This window comes from Corynebacterium sp. HMSC074E01, assembly GCF_001808885.1.
Taxonomy (GTDB): domain Bacteria; phylum Actinomycetota; class Actinomycetes; order Mycobacteriales; family Mycobacteriaceae; genus Corynebacterium.
The window spans coordinates 99,821-126,598 of sequence record NZ_KV794853.1 but is presented as its reverse complement, the minus strand read 5'-3'; the positions used below and the strand labels follow the sequence as shown (position 1 = coordinate 126,598).

The following is a 26,778-nucleotide window of genomic DNA, read 5'->3' as shown; positions in this document are numbered from 1 at the left end:
CGGCCAGTCTAACTCTGTTCAATAATCTTCACGGAAGGGGCTAGACGGCGCTTGTCCCACATGGTGATAACCCAGGTGAGGCAGCCTGCCACCGCCAGGCCCGCCCCGGCCAGCGCGGTGGAGTTATAGGAGTAGCCCGCGCCCACGACTGCGCCGCCGATGGCCGCGCCCGCCGCATTGGCGATGTTGAGGGCGGACTGGTTCAACGCCGCCGCGAGGGTCTGCGCATCCCCCGCCACGTTGACCAAGCGCAGCTGCAGTGAGGGCACGAGAATGGAGCCGAAGAAGGCCAAGACGCCGAAGACAAGCGTGCCCGCCCACGCGCTGTGCGCCACGAAGTAGAAGGTCACCGACACTCCAACCATGCAGATGAGAGCAAAGATGATGCCGAATTCCAGGTTTCGGTCCGCCAGCGCACCGCCAGCGACGTTGCCGACAGTCATACCGATGCCATAGGCCATGAGCACAATCCACGTGTAGTTCGGGTCCATGCCGGCGACCTCCGTCATGGTCCACGTGATGTAGGTATAGACGGCGAACATGCCGCCGAAGCCAACGGTGCCGAGGAACACGGTGAGCAGAACCTGGCTGTTCTTCAAAGCGCCGAGCTCAGTAAACATGTCCGTTTGCGGCATGCGCGTCATGTGTGGGAAGAGGAAAAAGAGCAGGATCATCGTGAGCCCCGCTATGGCCACGACCAGGAAATACGCCGCGTGCCAGCCCAATCCCTGACCCAACGCTTGGGCCGCGGGCACTCCGATCACGGTGGCGATGGACAGGCCCATGCCCACCATCGACATGGCAAACCCTTGCTTGCCCGGTGGGGCCATCGAGGCCGCCGCCAGATTAGCTACGGAGAAGTATGCGCCATGCGGCAGGCCCGCGATGAAGCGCGCCATCAGCAGGACGCCGTAGTTAGGGGCCACGGCCGTGAGCAGGTTGCCCACGAGCAAGAATCCAATAAGCAAGATGATGAGGCGGCGGCGTGGGAGCTTGCCCGTGAGTGCTGCGATGACCGGCGCGCCCACGACGACGCCGAGCGCATAGACAGAGATGACTACCGACGCCGTGTCTTCCGTAATCCCGAAATCATCCGCGATGAGCGGCAGCAGGCCCATCGAGGTGAACTCCGTGGTGCCGATGGCGAAGGCACCCAGCGCCATGGCGATCATGACGATGGTGCGGCGCGTCGTGGAGATTTCCGTCTGGCGTGGGACGGGACGGCGTTGGATGCGGGGAGCAGAGTGCGGGAGATTCACGTGCGCGTACCTTAGTCCCTTTCCCGCGCGCAGACGAGAAGGCCGTAGCAACCACACAGCCCTGCCCCGTTGGTGGCGCGAGTCACAGGGGGACCGGCACCGCGAGAAAATAAGACAGGTATCCTGTGAGGTTGAACAGTTTTCAACTTCTTTAGGAGAACCATGGCAAAGATTATCTGGACCCGTACCGACGAGGCGCCGCTGCTGGCGACCTACTCCTTCAAGCCGGTCGTGGAGGCCTTCGCTTCCACCGCGGGCATCGAGGTAGAAACCCGCGACATTTCCCTGGCCGGCCGCATCCTGGCCCAGTTCCCGGAGCGCCTTGGTGACAAGAAGGTTTCCGACGCCCTGGCTGAGCTTGGACAGCTGGCCAAGACCCCGGAAGCCAACATCATTAAGCTGCCGAACATCTCCGCTTCCCTGGTGCAGCTGAAGAAGGCTATTGCTGAGCTGCAGGCAGCCGGTTTTGATCTCCCGGAGTACGAAGAGGCTCAGGAGAAGTACGACGCCGTCAAGGGCTCCGCCGTCAACCCGGTTCTGCGTGAGGGCAACTCCGACCGCCGCGCCCCGATTGCGGTCAAGAACTTTGCTAAGAAGAACCCGCACAAGATGGGTGCTTGGTCCGCTGATTCCAAGACCAACGTGGCGACCATGGACGCTAACGACTTCCGCCACAACGAGAAGTCCGTCATCATGCCGGAGGAGGACACCCTCTCCATCGTTCTGAAGACCGCCGAGGGCGAGCAGACCCTGCTGGAGAAGCTGCCGGTCCTCAAGGGCGAGGTCATCGACGGCACCTTCATGTCTGCCAAGGCACTCGATGAGTTCCTCAAGGCCCAGGTTGCCCGCGCTAAGGAAGAGGGCGTGCTCTTCTCCGCTCACCTCAAGGCCACCATGATGAAGGTCTCTGATCCCATCATCTTCGGCCACGTGGTGCGCGCTTTCTTCGCTGACGTCTTTGAGAAGTACGGCGAGGAGCTCGAGGCCGCTGGCCTCAATGGCGAGAACGGCCTGGGCGCCATCTACGAGGGCCTGGACAAGCTGGAGAATGGTGCTGAGATCAAGGCTGCTTTCGATGCCGCGCTTGCCGACGGTCCTGACCTCGCCATGGTCAACTCCCACAAGGGCATTACCAACCTGCACATTCCGTCTGACGTCATTATTGACGCCTCCATGCCGGCCATGATCCGCACCTCTGGCCACATGTGGAACAAGAACGACGAGGAGCAGGACACCCTCGCCGTCATCCCGGATTCCTCCTACGCCGGCGTCTACCAGGCCGTGATCGAGGATTGCAAGGCTAACGGCGCCTACGACCCGACCACCATGGGTACCGTCCCGAACGTCGGTCTCATGGCACAGAAGGCTGAGGAGTACGGCTCCCACAACAAGACCTTCAAGGTGCCAGCAGCGGGCACCGTCGAGGTTCGCAACTCCAAGGGTGAGGCTCTCATCTCTCACGACGTGGAAGCTGGCGATATCTGGCGCGCCTGCCAGACCAAGGACGCCCCGATCCAGGACTGGGTCAAGCTGGCTGTCAACCGTGCCCGCCTGTCCGGCATGAAGGCCATCTTCTGGCTCGACCCGGAGCGCGGCCACGACGCCAACCTCATCGAGCTGGTCAAGAAGTACCTGGCCGATCACGACACCGAGGGCCTCGACATCTCCATCGAGGACCCGGTCACCGCGACCAAGATCTCCGTCGAGCGCATCCGCAAGGGCGAGGACACCATCTCCGTCACCGGTAACGTGCTGCGTGACTACAACACTGACCTCTTCCCCATCCTCGAGCTGGGTACCTCCGCAAAGATGCTGTCCGTGGTTCCGCTCATGGCTGGCGGCGGCCTGTTCGAGACCGGTGCCGGCGGCTCCGCCCCGAAGCACGTCCAGCAGGTCCAGGAGGAGAACCACCTGCGTTGGGACTCCCTCGGTGAGTTCCTGGCTCTGGCTGAGTCCTTCCGCCACGAGCACAACACCAATGGCAACGCCAAGGCAGGCGTGCTGGCCACTGCGTTGGACAAGGCCACCGAGACCCTGCTGGATGAGGGCAAGTCCCCGTCCCGCAAGGTGGGCGAGAACGACAACCGCGGCTCCCACTTCTTCCTGACCCTCAACTGGGCCAAGGAGCTGGCTGCGCAGGCTGACGACGCCGAGCTGGCGGAGGCCTTCAAGCCGGTTGCTGAGGCCCTCGAGGCCAAGGCTGGCGAGATTGAGCAGGCGCTTCTCGACGTCCAGGGCTCCCCCGTCGACCTCGGCGGCTACTACGCCCCGAACGAGGAGAAGCTCAACGAGACCATGCGCCCGGTTGCTGCCTTCAACGACATCATTGACGGCCTGAAGAAGTAATTCTGCGCTAGGCGCTTAACAAAAGACCGCTTCGTCTCCTCCCCGGAGTTCGAGGCGGTCTTTTCTTGCTTCATTAACCACAAACAGGCCTAAAACAGCACTCCGCGACGCTATTTTTACCCGTTGAGCTGCGAAGACTTTTTCTTGACTGTTTCTTGCTTCTCGCGCATACTTTTACTCATGACTCCCATAAATACTGCGCCTGAGGAACAGCTTGTAGCCCGCGTGAAGCGGTTTACAGCGCTTCCGGCTGAGCTACCGTGGCTCGAGTTCAAGGTAAACAAGCTGTCCTCTGGCGCGGAGATTGCGAAATATGCTTGCGCGTTGGGAAATTCGGCGCGCCTGCATGATGAGCCAGCGGGATATCTCGTGTGGGGTGTCAACGACGACCGAACCATCGTCGGGACGACCTTTAATTGGCAGCTCACCAAGGGGAAGGGAAACGAGGATCTCCTTCCTTGGCTCAACCGCGTCATTAGCCCAGCCCCTGAACTGACCTTCGACGAGATCACGGTTGATGGACACCTCGTTGTGCTTCTGCGCATCCCCGCCGCATTGTCCGCCCCGTATTCCTTCGAAGGGAAGCGGTATTTCCGCAAGGTCAGCTACATGAAAAACCTCATGGACTTTCCCAATGAGGAACGTCAGCTCTGGCAAAAACTCAACCAGTTCGAATTCGAGAACACAGTAGTGGCCGAGGGCCTTGAGCCCGAATCGATTACCGACCTGCTTGATCCTGAGGCTTTCTTCCTTAATAGACCGGAACTCCCGCATACGACAGGCGCCGCCCTTATCGACACGTTAAGGAGCGCCAAAGCCATCTCCTACTCACACGAGCAAGGCTGGCATATTCCGGCTTGGTCCGCACTCATGTATGCGCGCTCTCTTCAGGACTTTCCGGAGCTGCGCGGGCGCGCTCCCCGCGTCCTACATTTCAACGGCCCTTCACGCACGGAGGTGGAACGAGAATGGGAATTCACCGAAGGCTATGCGTCTTCCTTCACCCACATAGTCACGCTCTTCAACACCATTCGTCCAGGTGGCGAACATATTGATTCCAGTGGTAAGCGCGTAGTGACTCCGTTGTTGCCAACGGTAGCCTTCCGCGAGGTGCTAGCAAATGCGCTCATGCACCAGGATCTTGAACAGCGCGGCCGGTTCTTGACCGTGGAGGTTTTCAGCGATCGGGTCGAAGTAACCAACCCAGGGACCCCGCTCATCGACCCCCAACGGTTCATTGACTCCGCGTCCACCACCCGCAATACCCATCTCGGTGAAGCTTTACGTCTGGCGCATTTTGTCGAGCAACGCGGAAGTGGCTGGGATAAAATCGTCTCTTCACTCGAAGCCGAGCACTTCCCACCTGCTCTCATTCGCGCCAACGGAAGTACCACCGTCTCCCTCAGCGCCTACCGCCCCTTTGCGCTGATGACTATGGAAGAAAAGACCCAAGCCGTCTATCAACACGCTTGCCTTCGCTTCCTCGAGAACCTCCCCGTTAACAATTCCTCAATCCGTCAGCGCTTCGGGCTGAAGAACTCACAAGCCGCTCAGGCCACGCGCCTGCTTGCTGCCACCGTCGAGGAAGGGCTCATCCATGCCTACGATCCCAACGCCGGTCCGCGTTCGTTGCGCTATGTTCCGTTCTGGAGCGAATAGGGATCGCTTTCTTGCTTCATTAACCACAAACAGGCCTAAAACAGCACTCCGCGACGCCATTTTTACCCGTTGAGCTGCGAAGAATTTTTCTTGACTGTTTCTTGCTTCTCGCGCCTTATCTCGCGAATTTTTCGCCCTTTTCATGCCGAGGACCCCAGTTAGTTAAAAAGTTTTTCAATACCTGGGAACCGAGAAACCCTCGCCTCCGACTACTAGTGCAGTTGATATCAGCACCTGTCCATCGCCCCTCCTGAACGCCCCGCGAACGTTCAGCAGGGGCCCTAATCGATAGACCCCGAAAGAGCACTACTTATGAGTCGGACGGCTCTGCGATCCTTCATTCAACGCATCCACTTTTATGGCGGCATGTTCATCGGCCCCTTCATCCTCATCGCGGCATTGACTGGCTGCCTCTATGCCATGGCACCCACCCTGGAGAAAGTGGTCTACCACGACGTATTGACGGTGCCTACCGTGGAGAATCCGCTGAGACTGGAGGAACAAATCCAGGCCGCACAGCACGAGCACCCTGACATGCCGGTCACTCAGGTCTGGCCCGCCACGACACCGACGGATTCCACGCGCGTGCTGGTCTCCGATGAAAGCATCGACGAGAGCCTGCAGCGCACCGTCTTCATCGACCCCGCCACCGCCGAGGTCATCGGCGACTACCCCACCTATTCCGGCTTAGGCGAGATGCCGCTGCGCCGTTGGATTTCCTCCCTGCACGAAAGCTTCCACCTGGGCAAGATCGGTGAGCTCTACTCGGAGCTGGCCGCTTCCTGGTTGTGGGTCATGGCCTGTGGAGGCCTCTATATGTGGTGGATTCGCCGCCGCCCGAAGAACAAAGCAACCGCGAACGCCGCACAGCAGCAGCCTAAGCGCTCTGCCCGCTGGAAGGCCACTCGCCTGCACTCCACTGTTGGCGCGTGGATCTTCATCGGTCTGCTTGGCCTCTCTGCCACCGGTATCACGTGGTCGGGACTGGCCGGCGACAACGTCGATTCCCTCGTCGAGCGCATGCACTGGAAAGCCACTCCCATCAACACCGCCCTGCACGGCACCACCGCTGAAACGCATGAGCACACCGGGCATGAAGGCCATGAAGGGCATGGGGCGTCGGCAAGCGCGAGCGTGGCTGCCGATGCCGAGCGCGTCCTCGCCACCGGCCGCGCCGAGGGACTGACCGGACCGCTGCGCCTGTACCCACCGGAGGACGCCAACTCCGCCTGGCAGGTCAGCGAACGCTGGGTGGAATGGCGCACCACCTCCGATGCGCTCTCGGTGGACGGCGCCACCGGAGAGGTCATCGACCGGCAACCTTTCTCCAGCCTGCCGCTGTTTAGCAAACTCAGCAGTTGGGGCACGTACCTGCACATGGGCATCATGTTTGGCCTTCCATTGCAGATTGCGCTGCTCGCACTGGGCCTCGCCACCGCCGCGCTGGTGGTGCTGGGCTACTACATGTGGTGGAAACGCCGCCCGCGCTTCCTCCCGACTGCCCACTTCTCCTGGGCCACCACAGGACTGGGCGCGCTATTCGCGGCCACCGTCGGTGTCTTCCTGCCGCTCTTAGGAATCACCTTGGCGGCGTTCTTGGTTCTCGATGTCATCCTCATCCACACACCACGACAGAAGAAAGTAGTGAATGCCATCACATAGAGCAACGTGCATGGGTACGGTAGTTTCTTATGACTAACCCACTGCTGACTCCCTCCACGCTGCCCTACCAGCTGCCGCCGTTTGCGGAGATCAAGGTCGAGCACTACCGCCCCGCCTTCGACGAGGCACTCGCGCTTCACGACGCCGAGATCGCCTCCATCACCGACAACCCCGCCGCCCCGACGTGGGAAAACACGGTGGAGGCGCTCGAGCGCTCCGGCCAGGACCTCGACCGCGTTATGGCGGTCTTTGGCAACCTCTCCGGTACGGATGTCACCGATGAGATGGAGGAGATCGCCGCCGACATCTACCCGCGCTTGTCCGCGCATTATGACGCGATCTACCAGAACGAGGTGCTCTACGCGCGCATCAAGGAGGCCACGCCGCCTGCCGACGACGCCGAAGGCCAGCGCCTCCACGACCACCTCCTGCGCACCTTTGCCCGCAAGGGTGCCGACCTCGACGCGGCCGGCAAGGCCCGCCTGTCCGAGATCAACCAGCGCATCTCCGCGCTCTCGGAGGAGTTCGGCCGCAACCTCATGGCGTCTACCCGCGAGCGCGCAGTCTCCTTCACCAAGGAAGAACTCGAGGGCCTGCCCGCCGAGCGCATCGCTTCCGCCAAGGCCGATGCCGAAGCATTAGGCCGCGAGGGCTTCGTCATTCCGCTAGAACTGCCGACCGTACAATCGGAGCTGAGCCGTCTGGCGCGGGAGGATGCGAGGGGGAGGTTGTATGGGGCGTCGGCAAGCAGGGGCTCCGAGAACAACATCCCGGGGCTCATCGAGGCCGTGCAGCTGCGCGCCGAGCGCGCCGAGCTGTTGGGATTTGCCACGCATGCCGACTACGTCATCGCCGAAGAAACCGCCGCGACTGCCGACGCCGCCCGCACCATGCTTTTCGACCTCGCCCCCGCCGCTGCTGCCAACGCCGAAGGCGAGCAGAAACTCCTCGCGGAGGAAGCAACACTCAACGGCCAGGGTTTTAGCGCCGCGGACTGGCCCTACTGGGAATCCAAGGTCCGCGCCCGCGACTTCTCCCTCGACGAGGAGGAACTGCGCAAGTACTTCCCGCTGGACCAGGTCCTGGAGAAGGGCGTCTTCGCCGCCGCCGAGCGCCTGTACGGCATCACCGTCATCCCGCGCGATGACCTCGAGGGCTACGCGGAGGGGGTCCGCGTCTGGGAGGTGCGGGACGGAGACGTCAATCACGTGAATAAGGACTCGCACGGGATCGGCCTTCTTCTTACCGACTACTTCGGGCGCCCCACCAAGCGCGGCGGCGCATGGATGAGCGAGTTCGTGGGGCAGTCCCGACTGCTGGAGCGCAAGCCGGTCATCGTCAACGTCATGGGCATCACCAAGCCCGCCGACGGCTCCCAACCGCTGCTGAGCATGGACGAGGTCCGCACCGTCTTCCACGAATTCGGCCACGCCCTGCACGGCCTGCTTTCCGACGTCCGCTACCCCACCTTCGCCGGCACCAACGTGCCGCGCGACTGGGTGGAGTTCCCCTCGCAAATCAACGAGAACTGGGCGCTCGATAAGAACTTGGTCAAGGAGTACGCCCGCCACGTGGAGACCGGCGAGCCGATCCCGGACGAGCTTCTCGACGCCATCTCCGCCGCCTCCGAGTTCGGCCAGGGTTTCGCTACCTCGGAGTATCTGGGGGCGTCGATCATCGACCTCGCGTGGCATTCCCTGAGTGCTGCCGAGGCCGCCAAGTTGGAGGCTACCCCGGAGGCCGTCGCCGAGTTTGAGGCCGAAGCCCTGCGCGCGGCCGGGCTGGACAACGAGCTCATTGCGCCGCGCTATCGCTCGACCTACTTCAACCACATCTTCGCCGGCGGCTACTCGGCGGGCTACTACTCCTACCTGTGGGCCGAGGCGCTCGACGCCGATGGTTTCGAGTGGTTCAAGGAGCAGACCGACCTGCGCGAGGCCGGTCAGAAGTTCCGCGATGTCATCCTGTCGAAGGGGGCGTCCCGCGACTTCACGGAGGCCTACCGCGAGTTCCGCGGCCGCGACAAGGACGTTGCGCCGCTGCTCAAGCGCCGCGGCCTCGCCGGCGCCTAGTGCCGACTAGTTATCCACAGATTTCGATGGATGGCTAGTTGGGGGCTTGGAGTGGGGGTTGGGCGCTTTTAGGCTGCGGGGTATGAGATTGCAGACCTTCTTCGCCGCCCTCGGCCGCGCCATTGACCTGGTGGCCGAGTGCGCGGGCCTGTCTGAATCTGACTTGGTGGCCCTCGGCGCCGCACCTGCCGACGCCACCGTGTTCCTCTCCCTCCACCACACCTACTTCGGAAACACCTCATCGACGAAGAAGCAGCGCACGGCGGTGGAAGCCGCGCGCCGGCGGGGACACGGGCTGGTGACCTTGCAGCTTATCGAGCACTTCGTGGCCAAAGTTCGGGACCACAACAAAGCATGGGATTTGCGCGTGGAGCTGTGCCAGACCAGCGCGGAGCTGGTGGAAAAGGTAGCGCGCAAGCGCCTGCGTCAAATGCGCAAACCCCGCACGTATGCCGAGCGCGCGAAACTCACGCAGCACGGCAATGGTCTAGCCACGCTCACGGTAACCGCGGACTCGCTGCAGCTGACCGGTGTCTTCGAGGGCATCGATCAGGAACGCCCCGGCGAGAGTTTCCTGGAGAATCTGGATGGCGGCGGCGTCAAGACAGAAGTCGCCACCATGGCGGTCTTGCAGCTCGATGACTACGCCGAGCTGCTCAAGGGCAATACCGACAAGGACGGCGAAGAGTTCATCGTCCGGACGACCAGTGGTGCGACGATGACCGGTTCGCAGCTGGTGGAGCGCGCTTTGCTGGACAAGGGGATCGTCGTGGCGGTCAGCCGCGAACACGGTCCGCTCGATGTGTTCCGCTTCCAGCGCTTTGCCACCGCCAAGCAGCGCCTCGCCTTGGCCGCGGAGAATCCCTGCTGCGCCTGGGAGGGCTGCAAGGTTCCCTTTGAGAAGTGCCAAATCCACCACATCAAGGCTTGGGCTCGCGGCGGGCCCACCAACATCCTCAACCTGGTGCCGCTATGCCCGTACCACAACGGAGTCAACGACGACGACCCCGATGCCCCGCCCTCACGCGGCCACATGGATCGCATCGGCGGGCGGGTGGCCTGGATTCCGCCATACGACGCCGCGCCGGTCTTCACCAGCGCTTTCAACTAACCCCAATGCCCGCTAAGGCACCAGTGTGCCCCGCCCCACCAGAGCACGTAGCTGTGCAAGCAACGCCGCTACCAACGCCAGGGCATTCTTCCAGCACTGTTTGGTCGAACCCCGCAGGAAATCACCTCCTCGCGGGGCCTTCGGCGTGCCGGCTTAACTAATGGAACTGATCATGCCCTCGAGCCTGTCCCGCAGGAATGCTGGCGGGCCAAGCGGTTGGGCCGGATGCCCGATGATGCGGGCGGCCAATTTAGCCGGCGTTGCGCAGCGCGGTGGCCAACCCATTCATCGTGACCTGGATGGTCTTGGATACCAGGAACTGGTCGTCGCCGCGGCGGTAGCGACGCAGCAGCTCTAACTGGACGGCGTTGAGCGGAAGCAGATAAGGATAGCGCCGCTTGAGTGAACGTGCTTGGCGCTGATTCTCGCTCACCAGATCCGCGTTACCGGTGACCTTGAGGTAGACCTCGCGGGTGCGCTCAAATTCCTCGGATATCAGGCCAAAGATGCGGTCCGCGGTGTCCTTGTCGTCGACCAAGTTGGCGTACAGGCGCGCTAGCTGCATCTCCGCCTTGGCCATGACCTGCGCCATGTTGGCAAACACAGAGCGGAAGAAGGGCCACGTGCGGTACAGCTCGCGCAGCTCCTCCCAGCGCTTCTCTTCTTCGCCAGCTCCGGTATCTGCTCCAGCTTTCTCGGTCGCTACTACATCCGCTGTGGTATTTACCGCTCCTGCTGCACCTCCGGAGGGTTGCTGAACCCACGCCGTCACCGCGCTGCCCACGCCGAACCAGCCCGGAATGTTGGTGCGGGACTGCGACCACGAAAGCACCCAGGGAATCGCCCGCAAATCTGTAATCGCGGTGGTCTGCTTGCGAGAAGTCGGGCGCGAGCCCAAGTTAAGCTCGCCAATCTCGTGCAGCGGGGTGGACTGGGTGAAGTAGGTGATGAACCCGGGGTCGTCGACAAGCTGGCGGTAGGCCACGCCACTCAACGCCGCCAGCTCACGCATGATCTCGTAGGCGCGCTCCGGATCCGCAATCGGCTCGGTATCCAACAACGATGCCTCCAGCGCTCCGGAAACAAACGCCTCCAAGTGGCGGCGCGCGGTCTCCGGCGCACCGTACTTCGCAGAAATCACCTCCCCCTGCTCGGTAATGCGCACCGAACCCGACACCGCGCCCTTCGGCTGCGCCAAAATCGCATCATACGTCGGACCACCGCCGCGGCCCACCGCCCCACCGCGACCATGCGCCAGCCGCAACTCCACGCCGTGGCGCGCGCAGAGCTCAACGAGGGCCAGTTCGGCGTCGTATAGCGCCCAGTTCGCCTGCAAATAACCGCCGTCCTTGTTGGAATCCGAATACCCCAACATCACCTCTTGGATATCCCCGCGCGAGCGCAGATGTTCGCGGTAAACAGGCACCTGCCACAGCTTCTCCAGAATGCCGGCGCCGGCCTTCAGATCCTCGATGGTCTCAAACAGCGGCACCACGTCCACCTGGCTCAGGCCCACCTCCTTGAGCAGCACCATCGGCTCCAGTATGTCGGAGACGGTTCCAGTCATAGAAATAATGCAGTGCGACACCGACTCCGGCCCAAAGTCCCGCACAGCGCATGCCGCCGCACGGAAAATCCCCAGCTCCTTCGCGGTATCTTCGCTGAACTCCCGCTCGGAGCCGGGGAAGAGCAGCGGGCGATTGGTCTGCAGCTCGCGCACGAGCAGCGCGACCTTCTCCTCCTCCCCCAGCGCGCGGTAGTCCGGGGTGATGCTGGCCGCGGCGAAAATCTCGGTGAGGACGTTCTCAAAGGACTCCGAGTTCTGGCGCATATCCAGCGTCGAAAGGTGGAATCCAAACGTCGTCACCGCCGAGCGCAATCGAGCCAAGCGGTCATCGGCGATGATGTCGTCATTGAACTGGCGCAGCGAGCGGTCGATCACGTCCAGGTCCCGCTTGAGCTCTTCCGGCGACGCATAGGCGCTTGGTGACGCCTCCCCCTCCAACCTCGCCAGCACCTTCTTCCGGATGCCGAAGATGGCCCGGCGGTAGGGTTCGTCGACGCGGGATTTTTCGTCGTTGTGGGAGGCGTCGGCAAGCGCGCCCAGTTCTTTGGAACTGGAGGAATAGCGATCCGACAGGGAGAGCTCGCGCTCCAGCTCGCCGAGCTCGTCGGCGTAGTACTGCAGCACCGTCGCCGCGGCCTTGCGGGTGGCATAGGTCAGGGTGCGCTCGTCGACGTACGGGTTGCCGTCATGGTCGCCGCCAATCCAGGAGCCGGGGCGGACGACGGGAGAATCGGGCAGCTGTTGGCCAAAAGTCTCGCGCATGGCGCGGCGGATGGCACGGTTGAGTGCAGGGACCTGGTCGAGTAGCGACAGCTTGTAATAGCGCAGGCCGACGTCAATCTCGTCTTCGAGGGTGGGGCGGGCGATGCGAATCAGCGCGGTCTGCCACAGCAGCGTCATGCGCAGGTACATTTCCTTCTCGATCGCCGCCATGTCGCCGCCGCGATGCGCTTCCTTGAGGAGATTCTTGATACGGGTCTGGGTGTCGAAGACTGTGCGGCGGCGGGTTTCGGTGGGGTGCGCGGTGAGAACGGGGGCGACGTGCGCACCGCGGATGACGGAGGCGGCGTCGGCGGGCGCGACGCCTTCTTCCTTGAGCTTGGCGAATGTCTTGCGCAGGGAAACCGGCGCCTCGACGGACTCGTCATCCAAGTCCTCCGCTAGGTTGGCGATGAGCGCGAAATAGCTGAACGCTCGCGCCACGAGGTTGACTTTGGTGATGTCGAGGTCGCGGAAGATGGCGACGAGGTCCTCCGGCTTGGCATCGCCGTGGGCAATGTCGAAGGCCATGCGGCGGGTCGATTCGACGAGCGCAAAGACATCCTCACCTTCCTGCTGCGCGATAACTCGGCCGAGCACCCGGCCGAGGAAGCGGATGTCTTCGCGGACTTGTTCTGGGGCAGGTGTGCTCACGGCGAGGAGCCTTTCTGGGAGTGATGTGTTCAGCTAGCACATCTCAATGTAGCCCAGAGCACTATAGAGCGATAGTTATTTAAGGAAAGAGATTGCGGGCAGAAAGGGGCTCGGACAGAAAGAGCTAATGGGCAAAGGAAGCGAGCCACGCTGCGTGGAGGCGCGAGTCGCCGTTCTCTTCCGGATGGAAGCTCAACGCCGTCACATGACCTTGGCGCACGCCCACAATTACCTCGTGGCCTGCGGAGGGATGAGTTAGCTCCCCGTCATGTTCGGCGCCATCTTTGCACGCCGCGCTATCTTCGCCAGCCGCGCCACCAGTCACAGTGTCGGGCGCAGGGGCGGGCACGGTGGCGATGACCTCGACGCCCTCGCCCACGCGGGTAACGATGGGCGCGCGGATGAAGCTCGCCTCAATGTCTAGCGTGATACTTCCGGGCCCTTCGCCATTAGTCTCGGTGTCCCGGGACTCGGTGCGCCGTGGCCCAACTTCTGAGGTCTCTACATCGGGCCACTGGCCTTGCATCGCGACGGGAACGATGCGCTCCTCGGAGAAGCGTTGGTTGCCGAAGGCGTTGCGGCGCACGGTGACGTCGATAAGCCCCAGCGTCTGCTGGCCCGGCGCGGGGTTTTCCAGCTCGCGGGCGCTGTAAATGAGCCCCGCGCAGGTGGCGAGGACCGGCAGCCCACCCTCGACGGCGCGGCGCAGCGGCTCCGCAACGCCGAAGGAGCGCGCCAGCTTATCGATGGCGCTCGACTCGCCGCCGGGCAGAATGATTCCGTCCAGCCCGTCGAGGTCCTTAGGCAGACGCACCCGGCGCGTTTCGGCGCCGAGGCTCTCCAGCACAGCGATATGCTCTTCCACTCCGCCCTGCAGCGCGAGCACTCCGACGAGTGGCCGCGCCGTGTCCGCTGCCACCATCGTTCCCTTTGCGCGTTCTATGCTCAGTGCTCGCACAGGTCCTACCAGCCGCGCTCGGCCAGGCGGTGCGGGGCGGGGATGTCGTTGACGTTGATGCCCACCATGGCCTCGCCCAGGCCGCGGCTGATCTTGGCCAGCTCGGCCGGCTGGTCGTAGAGGGTCGCTGCCTTCACGATGGCCTCCGCGCGCTTCGCAGGCTCGCCGGACTTGAAGATGCCGGAGCCGACGAAGACGCCTTCGGCGCCCATTTGGCGGACGAGGGCGGCGTCGGCAGGCGTGGCGACGCCGCCGGCGACGAACAGCACGACCGGCAGCTTGCCGGTCTCCGCCACCTCAGCAACGAGGTCATACGGCGCCTGCAGCTCCTTGGCGGCGACGTAGAGTTCGTCGCGATCCAGGTTCTGGAGGCGCGCGATTTCACCCTTGATGGTGCGCAGGTGCTTGACAGCCTCGGAGACGTCGCCGGTGCCGGCCTCACCCTTAGAACGGATCATGGCAGCACCTTCGGTGATGCGGCGCAGGGCCTCGCCTAGGTTCGTCGCGCCGCACACGAAAGGAACGTCGAAATCCCACTTGTTGATGTGGTTGACGTAATCGGCCGGGCTGAGCACCTCAGACTCGTCGATGAAGTCAACACCCAGCTCGCCGAGAATCTGCGCCTCCACGAAGTGACCAATGCGGGCCTTCGCCATCACCGGAATGTCCACGGCGTTGACGATGCCCTCGATGAGGTCCGGGTCAGACATGCGGGCCACGCCGCCCTGGGCGCGGATATCGGCCGGCACGCGCTCGAGCGCCATGACGGCGGAAGCGCCCGCGTCTTCCGCAATTCGTGCCTGCTCCGGGGTGACGACGTCCATGATGACGCCGCCCTTGAGCATGTCAGCTAGTCCACGCTTGACGCGCGTCGTGGCGCGTCCCTGTTCATTCTTCTGTTCAGTCATGGCTCACATAGTGGCGCAGAAAATTGGTCCAAGACAAGAGCCATTTCCCGAGTGTTGAATTAGACCACTTATGATGGGGCCGTGTCTTTCCGCCTCGACCCATCTGATACGCGCGCGCTGCCGGTGCAGATCGCCGAAGCCCTCCGCGCCCAAGTCGCGGCGGGCATTCTACTGCCCGGCGAGCAGGTTCCGTCGACGCGATCACTCGCCCGCGATTTGGGCATTTCCCGAGGCAGCGTGGTTACCGCCTACGAGCAACTGACCGCCGAGGGCTACCTCACCGCGGCGGTTGGATCGGGCACCGTCATCAACCCGCACCTGCCCCACGGGCGCGCCCCGCAGCCTGCTCCGGCACCGCGCCCCACCCTTGCCCCACCGCGCGTGGAGTTGACCCCCGGTTTGCCCGATACGGCTGGAATCATTACCCCCGAATGGAGGGCGGCGTGGCGCAAGGCTGCGGTCGACCCGTCCGGCGATCTCCCCCGCGAGGTGGCGACGCACCTGCGCCACATGCGTGGGCTCACCGTCGACCCAGCGTACGTCGTCATCACCGCCGGCGCCCGCGACGGGCTGTCGGTGCTGCTGCGCGCGCTGGGCGGCCACTTGCGCGTGGGCGTGGAATCCCCCGGCTACCCCAGCCTGCGCCGCATCCCCCAGGCCTTGGGGCACACGCTTGTCGACGTCCCCACCGACGCCCACGGCGTCACCGTCCCCACCGCTGACCTCGACGTTCTCATCGTCACCCCCTCCCACCAGCACCCCTATGGCGGTTCGCTGCCGGCTGCCCGGCGCGCGGAGCTCGTCGAGTGGGCGCGCGGCAACGACGTGCTCATCATCGAGGATGATTTCGATTCCGAGCTGCGCTACGTCGGCCAGCCCTTGCCCGCGCTCACCGCGCTCGCCCCAGAACACACGGTGTTGCTGGGCACGTTTTCTTCGGTGATTTCGCCGTCGATTGCCTGCGGCTATCTGGTTGTGCCGCCGAACCTGCGCGCGGGCGTGGACCGCGTGCGGGAGGTCTTCGGCCAGCCCGTCGGCGCTATTCCCCAGGCGGCGCTAGCGAACTACCTAGCCAGCGGGGCGCTGCGGCGGCATACCGGGCGGATGCGCCGCGCCTACAAGCGCCGCCGCGACCTCGTCCAAGCCGCGCTGGAAAACACCCCCGCCACTCTCCTGCCCATCCACGGCGGGCTCCACGCGGTGTTGTTGTGTGAGGAGGGCGTCGTCCAGCGCGCGGCCGATCTGGGCCTCACGCTGACCCCGCTGCGCGATTATTGGGGCGGCGCGCCCGCCGAGGAAGGCGTGGTCTTGGGCTTTGGGCATTTGAGCGACGTCGAACTCGCCGCCGCGCTGGAGCTGATCAAACAGGCTTTAGCGGACTGAGCCCTAACCGGCGCTTGCCAAGGTCACGGTAGCAAGGGTGCGGCCCGTCGGTTGCATGCTGCCGCCTGCGGGTTCCTCGGTGACCATGACTTTGACCGCGGCGCCGTCGAAGGGCATCCACACCCCCTCGTGTGGGTCCTGGCCGATGACCCCCGCTGAAGCCATCTCACCATCGGCACTAACTGCCCACACTTGGGCGCCCATGCCGTCGGCGAGTTGCGGCTGGCCATCGACCATCGCGCCGGATTTCGCCATCGAGGCGGAGGAAACGATATCCAGTTGCGCTCCCGAGGCATCGGCATTGCCCTGTATGAGGTCCTCTGCGCCCATGATGTCATGCATGGATTTCTCGCCCGGCGATTCAGCTTCGACTCGCGCGCTATCCGCTGCATCGGGCTGGCCCAACTGCAAGAGCTGCGGCGCGGCAACCATGCCTACCACGAGCACTGCCGCGGCCGCTGGCACCGCCACGAAGGCTCGCCACCGGCGGCGTGGCAACTCGATGACCTCGGCAGCTTCGCCACCATCAATTTCAGCAAAGATGGCATCTTTCATTCGCGCTGGCGGTTCGACCTCGGGGAGGGAATCGAGGAAGTCATCGAAAGTCTCATCAGAAAACTCATGCGTATTGCTCATCATCCCTCCTTCCGAGAATCGCTTTTAGCTTCTTAACGCCGTCGCGCACGCGCGTCTTCGCCGTACCCAGAGGTACTCCCGTTGATTCTGCCAGCTCAGCATGCGTCAAGCCATTGAGAAAAGCGAGCGCCACCGCGGTGGAATGCGGCTCCCCGATCTCGTCGATAGCCCGGCGCAGGAGGTGTGCTTCCACGTTCCCCAGAGCTTCCTCTTCGAGGGGCTCCGAGTAGGTGGCCTGGGTCAGCAGCGCGTCGCGGTCATCACGGTGCACTGCGGCAACGTGGCTGCGCAGCTTATCGACGGCCCTCCCATGCGCCAACCTACCCACCCACGACCGCGCATTTCCCCGCTGCGGATCAAATTTCGCGGCGGAGGTCCAGACCTCAACGAAGACGTCTTGAGCAACTTCCTCTGCTAAGGCGGGATTGCGCAGAACGCTCAGGCACACGCTGTACACGGTGGGTGCGAGGGCGTCGTATAGCGCGCTGAAGGCATGCTTGTCTGCCGCAGCGGTCTGAACGAGCAGGTGGTTCAGCCGCGCATGTTCATCAGGTGACATCGCAGACACGGGTGTAGAGCTTACCTCCAGCAACGGGGCGAACATGGCACTTTTACTTAGTCATTTCTTCGCTCGGCGCCATCATCTCAGAGCTGGGCATCATGTCCACCTCCTCCTTCTTGTCGTTGCAGGCAACCAACCCGCTGGCGGCAACGACAAGTGCAGCGGCGACAGTTACAAGTTTCTTCATTTCGGTGCTCCTTCTTCAAGCAATCGGGGCTCGGCTTTTCCGGGCCCTGTATCTGACTATTCGGAGCCGCCCCGCGATGCGGATTGGACGGATTTAAAACCAATCCGCTTTTCACTCGTGTTCCGAACTAGTTGCATACCCACACCGCACACCAAACGAAGGAACACAGCATGCTATCAACGCTATTCATCGGGTTTACCGGTGGCCTTATCACGGGCATCTCGCCCTGCATCTTGCCGGTCTTGCCGCTGATCCTCGCCGTTAGCGGCGGCTCACGGTGGCGGCCATGGCAGGTCGTAGGCGGACTCGTCACCAGTTTCAGCCTCGTCACGCTGTTTGCGACAACGCTGCTCAATTCCCTAGGACTGCCCGCCGACATCCTGTGGAAGGTGGGAATCGCGCTGCTCGTTCTCGTGGGCCTGGGAATGTTGTTCCCTCGCCTGCAGGAAGCCCTCGAGTGGCCTTTCCAGAAGCTCCCGAAAGCTGGCGGCTTGCAAACCAGGGCCCGCGACAAGGGCGGTTTCGTCGTTGGCCTAGCCATGGGTGTTGTCTTCGTTCCCTGCGCGGGCCCGGTACTGGCCGCAATCTCAGTGGCGGGTGCCACCGGAACTGTCGACGCCCACATCCTCGCTCTCTGTCTCTCCTTCGCCCTCGGCGTGGCGATCCCGCTGCTGGCTTTCGCCTTAGGCGGCAACGAGGTGGGCAAACGCGTCGATGCTTTCCGCTCCCACCAGCGCGGGGTGCGCATCACCGCGGGAATTGTGGTGATCGCTATGGCTGGTGCGATATCCCTCGGCGCGCCCGCCTGGCTGCAGCAAAAACTCCCCAGTATCAACGCCGACGCCACGCCCGTTGAACAAGCCGCCCGCACAGCGGAAGGAACCCCAGTACCCGAGTTTGCGGGGCTGACCGGATGGTTCAACACGGATGCGCCCGTCGACCCGCGCACCTCCGGCAAGGTCACGCTCATCGATTTTTGGGCCTACGCCTGCATCAACTGCCAGCGCAACAACACGCACCTGACCAAGCTCTATGCGCACTACAAGGACTACGGCTTCGACATCATCGGCATCCACGCACCGGAGTACGCCTTCGAGCACGAGGCCAACAATGTGCGTCGGGCGGCCCGCGAGCAGGGAATCGAGTATCCAGTGGCACAGGACAATAACTTTGCCACCTGGAAGAACTTTGGGAATCGGTACTGGCCGGCGCACTATCTCGTCGACAAGCACGGCATGTTACGCCAATCCCACCACGGCGAGGGAGAGTACGCCGAGACCGAGCGCCTCATCCGCGAGCTTCTCCTCGAGCGCGACCCCTCCATCGAGCTGCCTGAGCCAATTGAGGCCGCCGATCTGAACAGCGCGCCGCGCTCGCCGGAGACCTACCTCGGTACCGCACGCGCACAGTATTTCACCAACCTCGATTACCGCAACGGCACGCACCAGTTCACCACGAGCGAGCCTCCATTAGGCCAGTATTCGCTGGGCGGTACGTGGACTTTGGCTGACCAGCCCATCACCGCCGGACCTAACGCGCGCCTGCGCCTGAACTACCGTGCCGCCTGGGTGCAGCTCGTGACATCAGGGCGCGGAACGGTTCGCGTACACCGCACGGATGGTTCGGTTGACGCCTTCGACATCACCCACGACGGCACGGTGGATCTCATCCGCGACCCCGACAACCACACCGAAACCATCGAGCTGGAGGTAAGCGAAGGACTCTCGCTGTATTCCTTTACTTTTGGCTAGCGTGGGAATCATGAAGATTTCGCTGCATGGACAATCCGCCGTAGCCGTCGAGGCTCCCCAGGGGCGCATCGTCATCGATCCCGGCCCCCTTTCAGACCTCAGTTGCCTGGACAGCGCCGAAGCGGTGCTACTCACACACGCGCACGGTGACCACCTCGACGTCGACTCCGTGCGCGCGAGCGGCCTGCCCGTGTGGGGAACGCGCGAGGCCGTCGACGCCATCGGCTCCGGCACCGTCGTGCATGCAGGAGAGACGTTTGCGGTTCTGGGCCTTGAGATTCAGGTTCTGGGTGGCCTCCACGAGGAAATCCATCCCACCATTCCGCGCCCGGAGAACCTCGGTTATATCTTTAATGGCGTGCTCCACCCGGGCGACCAGTGGTGCCTCCCTGAGGGACGCACGGTAGATGTCCTCCTACTCCCCATCGCCGGCCCGTGGGTGCGCGGGGCGGATGCCGCGGATTATGCCATGCGCATCGGCGCGCGCGTGACGGTGCCCATCCATGACGCCGTGCTTTCCGACGCCGGCAAGCAAATCACCGACGGCATGCTCCAACGCGCCGGCGTGACCGGCTACCAGCGCCTGCAGGTCGGAGAAAGCATCGACGCCTAACAGCAGCCTGGAGCCTTCGCACTGCAGGGAGATCTACGGCACGCACAGGCCACCAAACCAACCGCTCGGTCTATTTTTATTCTCGGGCGTGCCTGCGGTTTCCAGAAAACCACTAACTGCACTGAACCGCTTGGTCTAGCCTTTCATGACATGAGCACCAAATACGATAATTCCGCAGCAAACGAGTGGTCCTTTGCCACCCGCGCCCTCCACGCCGGCCAGAACCTGGACGGCTCCACCAACGCACGCAACGTGCCGATTTACCAAACCACCTCCTACGTCTTCAACGACGCCGAGCACGCCGCCAACCGCTTCAACCTCTCGGATGCCGGCCCGATTTATACCCGCCTGACCAACCCCACGCAGGACGCGCTGGAGGAGCGCCTCGCCTCCCTCGAAGGTGGCGTCGCCGCCGTGGCTTTCGCCTCCGGCCAGGCCGCCGAGACCGCGGCCATTTTGAACCTCGCCTCCGCCGGCGACCATATCGTGACCTCCCCGCGCCTCTACGGCGGCACCTCCACCCTCTTTACCGTGACCTTGAAGCGCCTGGGCATCGACGTCACCCTCGTGGAGAACCCCGATGACCCGGCATCCTGGCAGGACGCCGTCCAGCCCAACACCAAGGCTTTCTACGGCGAGACCTTCGGCAACCCAGTCGCCGATGTCCTCGACATCCCCGCCATCGCCGAGGTAGCCCACAAGAACCAGGTCCCGCTCATCGTGGACAACACCATCGCTACCGGCGCGCTCGCCCGCCCGCTGGAGCTGGGCGCGGACATCGTCGTCGTTTCCACCACGAAGTTCTACACCGGCAACGGCTCCGCCATCGGTGGTGCCATCATCGACGGCGGCTCCTTCGATTGGACCGTCGAGCGCGACGGCGAGCCCGTCTTCCCCTACTTCGTCACCCCGGACGAGGCTTACCACGGCCTCAAGTACGCCGACCTGGGCGCCCCGGCCTTCGCCGTCAAGGCGCGCGCGGGCCTGCTGCGCGATACGGGTGCCGCCATCTCCCCCTTCAACGCCTGGCTGACGCTGAATGGCATCGAGACGTTGCAGTTGCGCGTCGAGAAGCACAATGCCAACGCCCAGGCCGTGGCCGAGTACCTGGAGTCCCACGCCAAGGTCACGAAGGTCAACTACGCCGGCCTGGAGTCCTCGCCGTACAAGGCCACGAAGGAGAAGCTGGGTTATGACTACACCGGCTCCGTGCTCTCCTTCGACATCGACGGCGGCCGCGAGGAGGCCTGGGCGTTTATCGACGCCCTGCAGCTGCACTCTAACCTGGCCAACATCGGCGATACCCGCTCCCTGGTGGTGCACCCGGCGACCACCACGCACTCCCAGTCCGACGAGGCCGCGCTCAAGGCCGCGGGCATTACGCAGGCCACGGTGCGCCTGTCGGTGGGCATCGAGGATGTCAACGACATCATCGCCGACCTCGAGCGTGGGTTCGCAGCCATTGCTTAGCCCGATTCCGGAACTCGCACCCGAAGGCGAGCTCGCCGTCGTCCCCATCGGTGACTTCACCACGGAAGCAGGCGCCGTGCTTGCCGACGCCCACGTGGCCTACCAACGCTGGGGCGCTTTCGCCGGCGACCCGGACGGCGTCAACAATGTTTTGGTGGTTGAGCACGCGCTGACCGGGGATTCCAATGTGGCGGACTGGTGGTCCGACCTGGTCGGCCCCGGCAAGGCCCTGGACACCACGCGCTGGTGCGTTATCGCGACCAATGCGCTGGGTGGCTGCAACGGCTCGACGGGGCCGAAGTCCCTGCACCCGGATGGAAAGCCGTGGGGCGGGCGCTTTCCGGCGCTGTCGATTCGAGATTTGGTGGAGGCCGAGCACGATTGCTTGAAGGAGCTGGGCATTTCGCGTGTGCACGCGGTGCTCGGTGGCTCGATGGGCGGGGCGCGGACTCTGGAGTGGAGCTTGCTGCACCCGGAAAGCGTGTCGGCGGTGTGTGTGATTGCGGTGTCGGCCCGGGCTTCGGGCTGGCAGATTGGTATCCAATCCGCGCAGATTTCTGCTATCGAGCGCGATCCCTTCTGGCATGGCGGAAATTACTACCTCACGGACAAGACTCCGCGGGATGGTCTGGCTGCCGCGCGCCGTATTGCGCATTTGACGTATCGCGGTGAGCAGGAAATCGACGAGCGCTTCGGCGCCCAGCCCCAGCAGGGCGAGGATCCGTTGGGGCCGCACCGCCAGCTCAACCAGCGTTTCGCGGTGAACTCCTACCTGGATTACCAGGGGGCGAAACTCACCGAGCGCTTCGATGCGGGTTCCTACGTGGTGCTCACGGAGGCGTTGAACCGGCATGACGTCGGCCGCGGGCGCGGCGGGCTCATCAAAGCACTGGCTGCCTCCCAGGTGCCGACGATGGTGGTGGGCGTGGACACGGATATCCTCTACCCCTATCACCAGCAGGAGCACATCTCCCGCAACGTCAACCAGCTGCTGGCGATGGCCAAGATTGTCTCCCCCGTGGGACACGATGCTTTTCTGACGGAGACCCGGCAGATGAACCGTATCCTGCGCAACTTCCTGCTGCTCTCGGCGCCAAATGGCTTAGACGTGGGCCCTGCGTACGTGGGCGACGAGTATTACATTTAAGAAGCCGTTTGGCTCTTTCCGGGAGCCAAACGCGTTACGATCCAAGCGCGTCGATGGAAAAGGCCATGAACACCATCGCCGTGCCCAAGATGCCTGTAAAGCAGGCATCGAAGCGCCGGGAGCGCACCGCGAGCACGCCAACCCGCGAGGAATCGCAGGTCAGACGAACCACCGTCAGCCACACCAGCGCCCCGCCCAGCAGCAGCGTGGCGCGGCGCCAGTGCTCGAACACGGCATAGAAGCCCGACACCACAACCGCCGCCACGAACAAGCCGATGGCCAACCACTGAAGAGCCGGCGGCAGCGCCGAGGGCTTCAGGTGCGCATCGTGCGGGTTCGATAAAGACACCGGCGGCGCAGTTTTCCCGCGCGGCTGTGCTGGTTGCTCAGACATACTCACTACTCGAGCGCTCGACTTCACGCGCTACTGAGCGGCGAGCTTTTCGGCACGCTCGACGATGTTGCTCACCAGGAACGCGCGCGTCAGCGGGCCCACGCCGCCCGGGTTCGGGGAAACGTAGCCGGCCTTCTCCCAGACGTCCTCAGCCACGTCGCCGGCGAGTTTGCCGTCGACGCGGGACACGCCGACGTCGAGAACCGCGGCACCTTCCTTAATCATATCGGCGGTGAGCATGTGTGCCTTGCCAGCGGCCGCGATGATGACATCGGCCTCACGGGTCTCCGCGGCCAAGTCCTTGGTGCCGGTGTGGCACAGCGTCACCGTGGAATTCTCGCTGCGGCGGGTCAGCATCAGACCAATCGGGCGGCCCACGGTCACGCCGCGGCCGATGACCACGACCTTGGCACCATCGAGCTCCACGCCGAAGCGGCGCAGCAGGTGGATGCAACCGTTCGGCGTGCACGGCAGCGGGGCGTCCTCGTTGAGCACCAGCTTGCCCAGGTTGATCGGGTGCAGGCCATCGGCGTCCTTGGCTGGGTCGATGAGCTCGAGCACGCGGTTTTCATCCAGGTGCTTCGGCAGCGGCAGCTGCACGATGTAGCCGGTGCAAGCATCGTCATTGTTGAGCTCTTCGATGACGCGCTCGAGTTCTTCCTGGGTAACGTCGCCAGGCAGGTCCTTGCGAATCGAATTGATTCCGAGCTTCTCGCAATCGCGGTGCTTCATCTTCACGTAGGAATGCGAACCCGGATCATCGCCCACCAGGACCGTGGCCAGTCCCGGGGTAATTCCCTTCTCCTTGAGGGCGGCCACGCGCTGGGCCAGGTCCTCAAAAATCTCGTCGCGGTACAAGTTGCCATCTAGTTTGGTAGCGCTCATGCCCACCATCCTAGACTGATGCCTATGAGCAGCTTGCACATTGTCTTCGACAACCCCGTGATCCCCACCAACACCGGCAACGCCATCCGTACCGCCGCCGTCACGGGCGCGAGCCTGCACCTCATCGAGCCCCTCGGCTTCAACTTCGAGGACAAGCACCTTAAGCGCGCCGGTTTGGACTATCACGACTTAGCGGACCTCAAGATCCACAAGGATTTCGATGCCTGCATGGAGGCCCTCCCCGACGCGCGCGTTTTCGCCTTTACCACCCACACAGAAAAGTGGTTCACGGACGTGGAATACCAGGAGGGGGACGTCCTTCTCTTCGGCACCGAGCCCACCGGCCTGCCGGAGGAGCACGCCTTCCACCCGCGGGTAACGGAGCGCGTGCGCATCCCCATGATGCCGGCGCGACGCTCGATGAATCTATCTAACGCGGCGTCGACGGCCGTGTACGAGGCTTGGCGGCAGCTCGGCTTCCGTGGCGCGGTCTAACAAGTCGCGGCACAATATGGGTGGACTTTCACACCGAAGGAGACACCGTGCCCAGCCTGCGCCCACTGCTTGATTCCCTCACTACCCGCGTCGAAGCTTCGTCTGCCGCCCACGCCGCACAGATCGCGCGCGTGGCTCCCGTCCACCGCCCCGGCGCGGTCAACCTCGTGCGCTATATGGAATTGCGCTCCCAGGACGCCGTCGAAATCCAGGAAGGCCTCACGGCCTTAGGCGCCACGAGCCTCAGCCACCCGGAGCCCGCGGTGCTGGAGCGTCTCCACGCGGCACGCAACGTGCTCGACGCCTTCGATGGCCAGGCACCGACCTACCCCGTGCAGCCCATCGCCACGGCGTATGCGGACGCGGACGATATCCTCGACGCCAACACCGAAGCCCTCCTCGGCCCCACCCAGGAGGACACCCACGCGCGCATCATGGTGACCCTTCCCACCGAGGCCGCGGAGGATTATGAGCTGGTCCTCGGCTTCGCCCGCGCGGGCATGGAATTGGCCCGCATCAACTGCGCCCACGATGACCAGGCTGCCTGGGCGAAAATGGTGGAGCACGTCCACCGCGCCGCTGAGGAGGTGGGGCGCGAGATTCTGATTTCCTGCGATATTGCTGGCCCCAAGGTCCGCACCGGCACCATCGAGCCGGGCCCGCAGGTCATCCGCGTGCGCGGCGAGCGCACCGCTGCAGGCGAGCTGCTGAGTCCGGCAACGCTCGTGCTTCACGACGCCCCCTCCACCACCCGCGCCCACGGGGTGGCGAGGGAGGCGTCGCCAAGCGCGGCGCGCCCGGCGGTAGCGCTGGAGGTGGATGGTGAGTGGGTCGCTGGCCTGCAGCCCGGCAGCGAAGTGCGCTTCACGGAGGCGCGCGGACGCTCCCGTGTGTTCACCGTGGAAAGCGTGGACGCAGGCGTGGCTGTGATACACGGTGAGCGCAACTGCTACCTCGCCGAGGGGACGGTGCTCAACCACGGCGGGGAGATCACTCGGGTGCATGGGGCGCCGGCTCTCGAGCAGAAGATTCGCCTGCACCGCGGCGAGGAGGTGGTTCTCAGCACTTCGCAGGAGCCGGCGCGGATTGTCGAGGGTGAGGTGACCACCATCGGCTGCACGCTGCCGGAGGTGGTCGGTGCGCTCGAGGTGGGACACCGGGTGATTTTCGATGATGGCGCCATCGCCGGCCGCGTCCGCGAGGTGCGGGATAATGGTGCGGCGCGCGAGGCCGTCGTCACCGTGGAGCATGCCGGGCCTACCGGCACCAACCTGGCCGCCTATAAGGGAATCAATCTTCCGGATACCGACGTCCCGCTGCCCAGCCTCACCGAAGAGGACATCGAGGCACTGCGTTTTGTGGCCACGCACTGCGATATCGCGGCGGTCTCTTTCATCCGCACGCCGGCTGATGTGGCTTTCCTCTACGACACTCTCGAGACGATTGCCGCCGAGCAGGAATCGGAGGAGATGGCGCAGCGCGTGCGTGACCTCGGCATCGTGCTCAAGATTGAGACGGTTCCGGCTTATGAGCAGCTGGGAAGCGTGTTGCTGGAGGGGATGCGACACGCCAAGTTCGGCATCATGATTGCGCGCGGTGACTTGGCCGTGGAGTTGGGATTCGAGGAGATGGTCCAGGTGCCGGGGCGCATCATGAAGGTCGCGGAGGCGGCCCACATCCCGGTCATCATGGCCACGCAGGTGCTGGAGACTCTGGCCAAGACGGGGCTTCCCTCCCGCGCGGAAATCACGGACGCGGGCTATGCGCTGCGCGCGGAGTGCGTCATGCTCAACAAAGGCCCGCACATCACGGAGGCGATTCAGATTCTGGACCGCATGTCCCGCAAGCTGGGCCAGTCGCGGCTGAAGAACCGCCAAAAGCTGCGCCAGGTGAGCAGCTGGACCAACTAATTCAGGCAGCACGTAGGACACGCGGCGCCCCGAGCGCCGCGTGGTGAGGATCACCTAACCGAAAGCGGCAAAAACTAGACAGACCTATATTTACTTAGGGTAACCTATAACGGTAATGCTTTAGAGGAAGAGAGCTCACCGTGAAGTTGTCTGGGTGCCCACGGCAAACCGCCGACGCCATCCCCATGGGATGCACCATCACCTTGGGAAACGAGTGCATTTCCTGCACCTGCGACGCCGCTTTAGCGGTGCGCCTCGGCGAGCTGGGCATCCGCCCCGGCGCCACGCTGACCATGGGCCCGCGCGTGGCCGGCGGCGCCCGCGTTGTCTCGGTGGGCAGCTGCCGCTACGCCATCGACAAGGCAACACTGCAAGCCATCGAGGTCTAAA

General features: G+C 63.6%; 22 protein-coding genes. 13 read left to right on the top strand and 9 right to left on the bottom strand.

Annotated features, from left to right (window positions below; genetic code table 11):
* Nucleotides 1-8: 8 nt before the first annotated feature.
* Nucleotides 9-1,259 (bottom strand): MFS transporter, encoded by a 1,251-nt coding sequence (locus HMPREF2537_RS09115; RefSeq protein WP_070528034.1) that lies wholly within the window; start codon nucleotides 1,257-1,259, stop codon nucleotides 9-11.
* 162 nt (nucleotides 1,260-1,421) lie between these two features.
* Here HMPREF2537_RS09115 and HMPREF2537_RS09110 point away from each other — a divergent pair, with 162 nt between their 5' ends.
* From HMPREF2537_RS09110 to HMPREF2537_RS09090, 5 genes are all read left to right on the top strand, one after another.
* The gene (locus HMPREF2537_RS09110) at nucleotides 1,422-3,605 is read left to right on the top strand and encodes an NADP-dependent isocitrate dehydrogenase (protein WP_070528031.1); all 2,184 of its coding nucleotides are present in this window, start codon (nucleotides 1,422-1,424) and stop codon (nucleotides 3,603-3,605) included.
* Between the two features lie 180 nt (nucleotides 3,606-3,785).
* Nucleotides 3,786-5,264, top strand: coding sequence for an RNA-binding domain-containing protein (locus HMPREF2537_RS09105; RefSeq protein ID WP_083299002.1), 1,479 nt, complete (start codon nucleotides 3,786-3,788; stop codon nucleotides 5,262-5,264).
* A gap of 312 nt (nucleotides 5,265-5,576) precedes the next feature.
* Nucleotides 5,577-6,926 (top strand): PepSY-associated TM helix domain-containing protein, encoded by a 1,350-nt coding sequence (locus HMPREF2537_RS09100; protein ID WP_070528026.1) that lies wholly within the window; start codon nucleotides 5,577-5,579, stop codon nucleotides 6,924-6,926.
* A gap of 29 nt (nucleotides 6,927-6,955) precedes the next feature.
* Nucleotides 6,956-8,998 (top strand): M3 family metallopeptidase, encoded by a 2,043-nt coding sequence (locus HMPREF2537_RS09095; RefSeq protein ID WP_070528023.1) that lies wholly within the window; start codon nucleotides 6,956-6,958, stop codon nucleotides 8,996-8,998.
* 82 nt (nucleotides 8,999-9,080) lie between these two features.
* Nucleotides 9,081-10,109, top strand: coding sequence for an HNH endonuclease signature motif containing protein (locus tag HMPREF2537_RS09090; protein WP_070528020.1), 1,029 nt, complete (start codon nucleotides 9,081-9,083; stop codon nucleotides 10,107-10,109).
* Between the two features lie 250 nt (nucleotides 10,110-10,359).
* Here the strand turns inward: HMPREF2537_RS09090 and ppc are convergent, their stop codons facing one another.
* The 3 genes from ppc to pdxS all read right to left on the bottom strand — a co-directional run bounded on the left by ppc (nucleotide 10,360) and on the right by pdxS (nucleotide 14,955).
* On the bottom strand, nucleotides 10,360-13,089 hold the full coding sequence (gene ppc / locus HMPREF2537_RS09085) for a phosphoenolpyruvate carboxylase (RefSeq protein ID WP_070528017.1): 2,730 nt from the start codon (nucleotides 13,087-13,089) through the stop codon (nucleotides 10,360-10,362).
* A gap of 124 nt (nucleotides 13,090-13,213) precedes the next feature.
* Complete coding sequence (gene pdxT, locus HMPREF2537_RS09080) at nucleotides 13,214-14,008, bottom strand: pyridoxal 5'-phosphate synthase glutaminase subunit PdxT (protein WP_371591625.1); 795 nt, start codon at nucleotides 14,006-14,008, stop codon at nucleotides 13,214-13,216.
* A 44-nt stretch (nucleotides 14,009-14,052) separates the two neighbouring features.
* On the bottom strand, nucleotides 14,053-14,955 hold the full coding sequence (pdxS, locus tag HMPREF2537_RS09075) for a pyridoxal 5'-phosphate synthase lyase subunit PdxS (protein ID WP_070528010.1): 903 nt from the start codon (nucleotides 14,953-14,955) through the stop codon (nucleotides 14,053-14,055).
* An 81-nt stretch (nucleotides 14,956-15,036) separates the two neighbouring features.
* On the opposite strand from pdxS, the gene HMPREF2537_RS09070 reads away from it, so the two are divergent.
* Nucleotides 15,037-16,338, top strand: a complete 1,302-nt coding sequence (locus tag HMPREF2537_RS09070; RefSeq protein WP_070528007.1) for a MocR-like pyridoxine biosynthesis transcription factor PdxR — start codon at nucleotides 15,037-15,039, stop codon at nucleotides 16,336-16,338.
* Nucleotides 16,339-16,341: 3 nt separating this feature from the next.
* Here HMPREF2537_RS09070 and HMPREF2537_RS09065 read toward each other — a convergent pair whose 3' ends face one another.
* Genes HMPREF2537_RS09065 through HMPREF2537_RS12835 form a run of 3 tightly spaced genes read right to left on the bottom strand, consistent with a single transcriptional unit; the run spans nucleotide 16,342 to nucleotide 17,723 of the window.
* A complete protein-coding gene (locus tag HMPREF2537_RS09065; protein WP_070528004.1) occupies nucleotides 16,342-16,974 on the bottom strand; it encodes an anti-sigma factor in 633 nt (210 codons plus the stop codon).
* Nucleotides 16,958-17,578, bottom strand: coding sequence for a sigma-70 family RNA polymerase sigma factor (locus HMPREF2537_RS09060; protein ID WP_083299001.1), 621 nt, complete (start codon nucleotides 17,576-17,578; stop codon nucleotides 16,958-16,960). Before HMPREF2537_RS09060 ends, HMPREF2537_RS09065 begins: the two co-directional genes overlap by 17 nt.
* A 7-nt stretch (nucleotides 17,579-17,585) precedes the next feature.
* Nucleotides 17,586-17,723, bottom strand: a complete 138-nt coding sequence (locus tag HMPREF2537_RS12835) for a hypothetical protein (protein WP_168162410.1) — start codon at nucleotides 17,721-17,723, stop codon at nucleotides 17,586-17,588.
* Between the two features lie 170 nt (nucleotides 17,724-17,893).
* Here HMPREF2537_RS12835 and HMPREF2537_RS09055 point away from each other — a divergent pair, with 170 nt between their 5' ends.
* The 4 genes from HMPREF2537_RS09055 (at nucleotide 17,894) to HMPREF2537_RS09040 (ending at nucleotide 22,704) form a co-directional block, all read left to right on the top strand.
* Complete coding sequence (locus HMPREF2537_RS09055; protein WP_070528001.1) at nucleotides 17,894-19,474, top strand: cytochrome c biogenesis protein CcdA; 1,581 nt, start codon at nucleotides 17,894-17,896, stop codon at nucleotides 19,472-19,474.
* Between the two features lie 10 nt (nucleotides 19,475-19,484).
* Complete coding sequence (locus HMPREF2537_RS09050; protein ID WP_070528186.1) at nucleotides 19,485-20,087, top strand: MBL fold metallo-hydrolase; 603 nt, start codon at nucleotides 19,485-19,487, stop codon at nucleotides 20,085-20,087.
* Between the two features lie 150 nt (nucleotides 20,088-20,237).
* Nucleotides 20,238-21,557, top strand: a complete 1,320-nt coding sequence (locus HMPREF2537_RS09045; protein WP_070527998.1) for an O-acetylhomoserine/O-acetylserine sulfhydrylase — start codon at nucleotides 20,238-20,240, stop codon at nucleotides 21,555-21,557.
* Nucleotides 21,505-22,704, top strand: a complete 1,200-nt coding sequence (locus HMPREF2537_RS09040) for a homoserine O-acetyltransferase MetX (protein ID WP_246820281.1) — start codon at nucleotides 21,505-21,507, stop codon at nucleotides 22,702-22,704. Before HMPREF2537_RS09045 ends, HMPREF2537_RS09040 begins: the two co-directional genes overlap by 53 nt.
* Nucleotides 22,705-22,738: 34 nt before the next feature.
* Here the strand turns inward: HMPREF2537_RS09040 and HMPREF2537_RS09035 are convergent, their stop codons facing one another.
* Nucleotides 22,739-23,053 carry a DUF3017 domain-containing protein gene (locus HMPREF2537_RS09035; RefSeq protein ID WP_083299009.1) on the bottom strand — a complete coding sequence of 105 codons (315 nt, stop codon included), beginning with the start codon at nucleotides 23,051-23,053 and terminating at the stop codon, nucleotides 22,739-22,741.
* A 75-nt stretch (nucleotides 23,054-23,128) separates the two neighbouring features.
* Complete coding sequence (locus HMPREF2537_RS09030; protein WP_070527991.1) at nucleotides 23,129-23,983, bottom strand: bifunctional methylenetetrahydrofolate dehydrogenase/methenyltetrahydrofolate cyclohydrolase; 855 nt, start codon at nucleotides 23,981-23,983, stop codon at nucleotides 23,129-23,131.
* A gap of 24 nt (nucleotides 23,984-24,007) precedes the next feature.
* Here HMPREF2537_RS09030 and HMPREF2537_RS09025 point away from each other — a divergent pair, with 24 nt between their 5' ends.
* The 3 genes from HMPREF2537_RS09025 to HMPREF2537_RS09015 all read left to right on the top strand — a co-directional run bounded on the left by HMPREF2537_RS09025 (nucleotide 24,008) and on the right by HMPREF2537_RS09015 (nucleotide 26,777).
* Complete coding sequence (locus HMPREF2537_RS09025; protein WP_010189418.1) at nucleotides 24,008-24,478, top strand: tRNA (cytidine(34)-2'-O)-methyltransferase; 471 nt, start codon at nucleotides 24,008-24,010, stop codon at nucleotides 24,476-24,478.
* Nucleotides 24,479-24,525: 47 nt separating this feature from the next.
* Complete coding sequence (locus HMPREF2537_RS09020; RefSeq protein WP_070527988.1) at nucleotides 24,526-26,388, top strand: pyruvate kinase; 1,863 nt, start codon at nucleotides 24,526-24,528, stop codon at nucleotides 26,386-26,388.
* 140 nt (nucleotides 26,389-26,528) lie between these two features.
* Nucleotides 26,529-26,777 carry a FeoA family protein gene (locus HMPREF2537_RS09015; RefSeq protein ID WP_070521454.1) on the top strand — a complete coding sequence of 83 codons (249 nt, stop codon included), beginning with the start codon at nucleotides 26,529-26,531 and terminating at the stop codon, nucleotides 26,775-26,777.
* Nucleotide 26,778 lies beyond the last annotated feature (1 nt).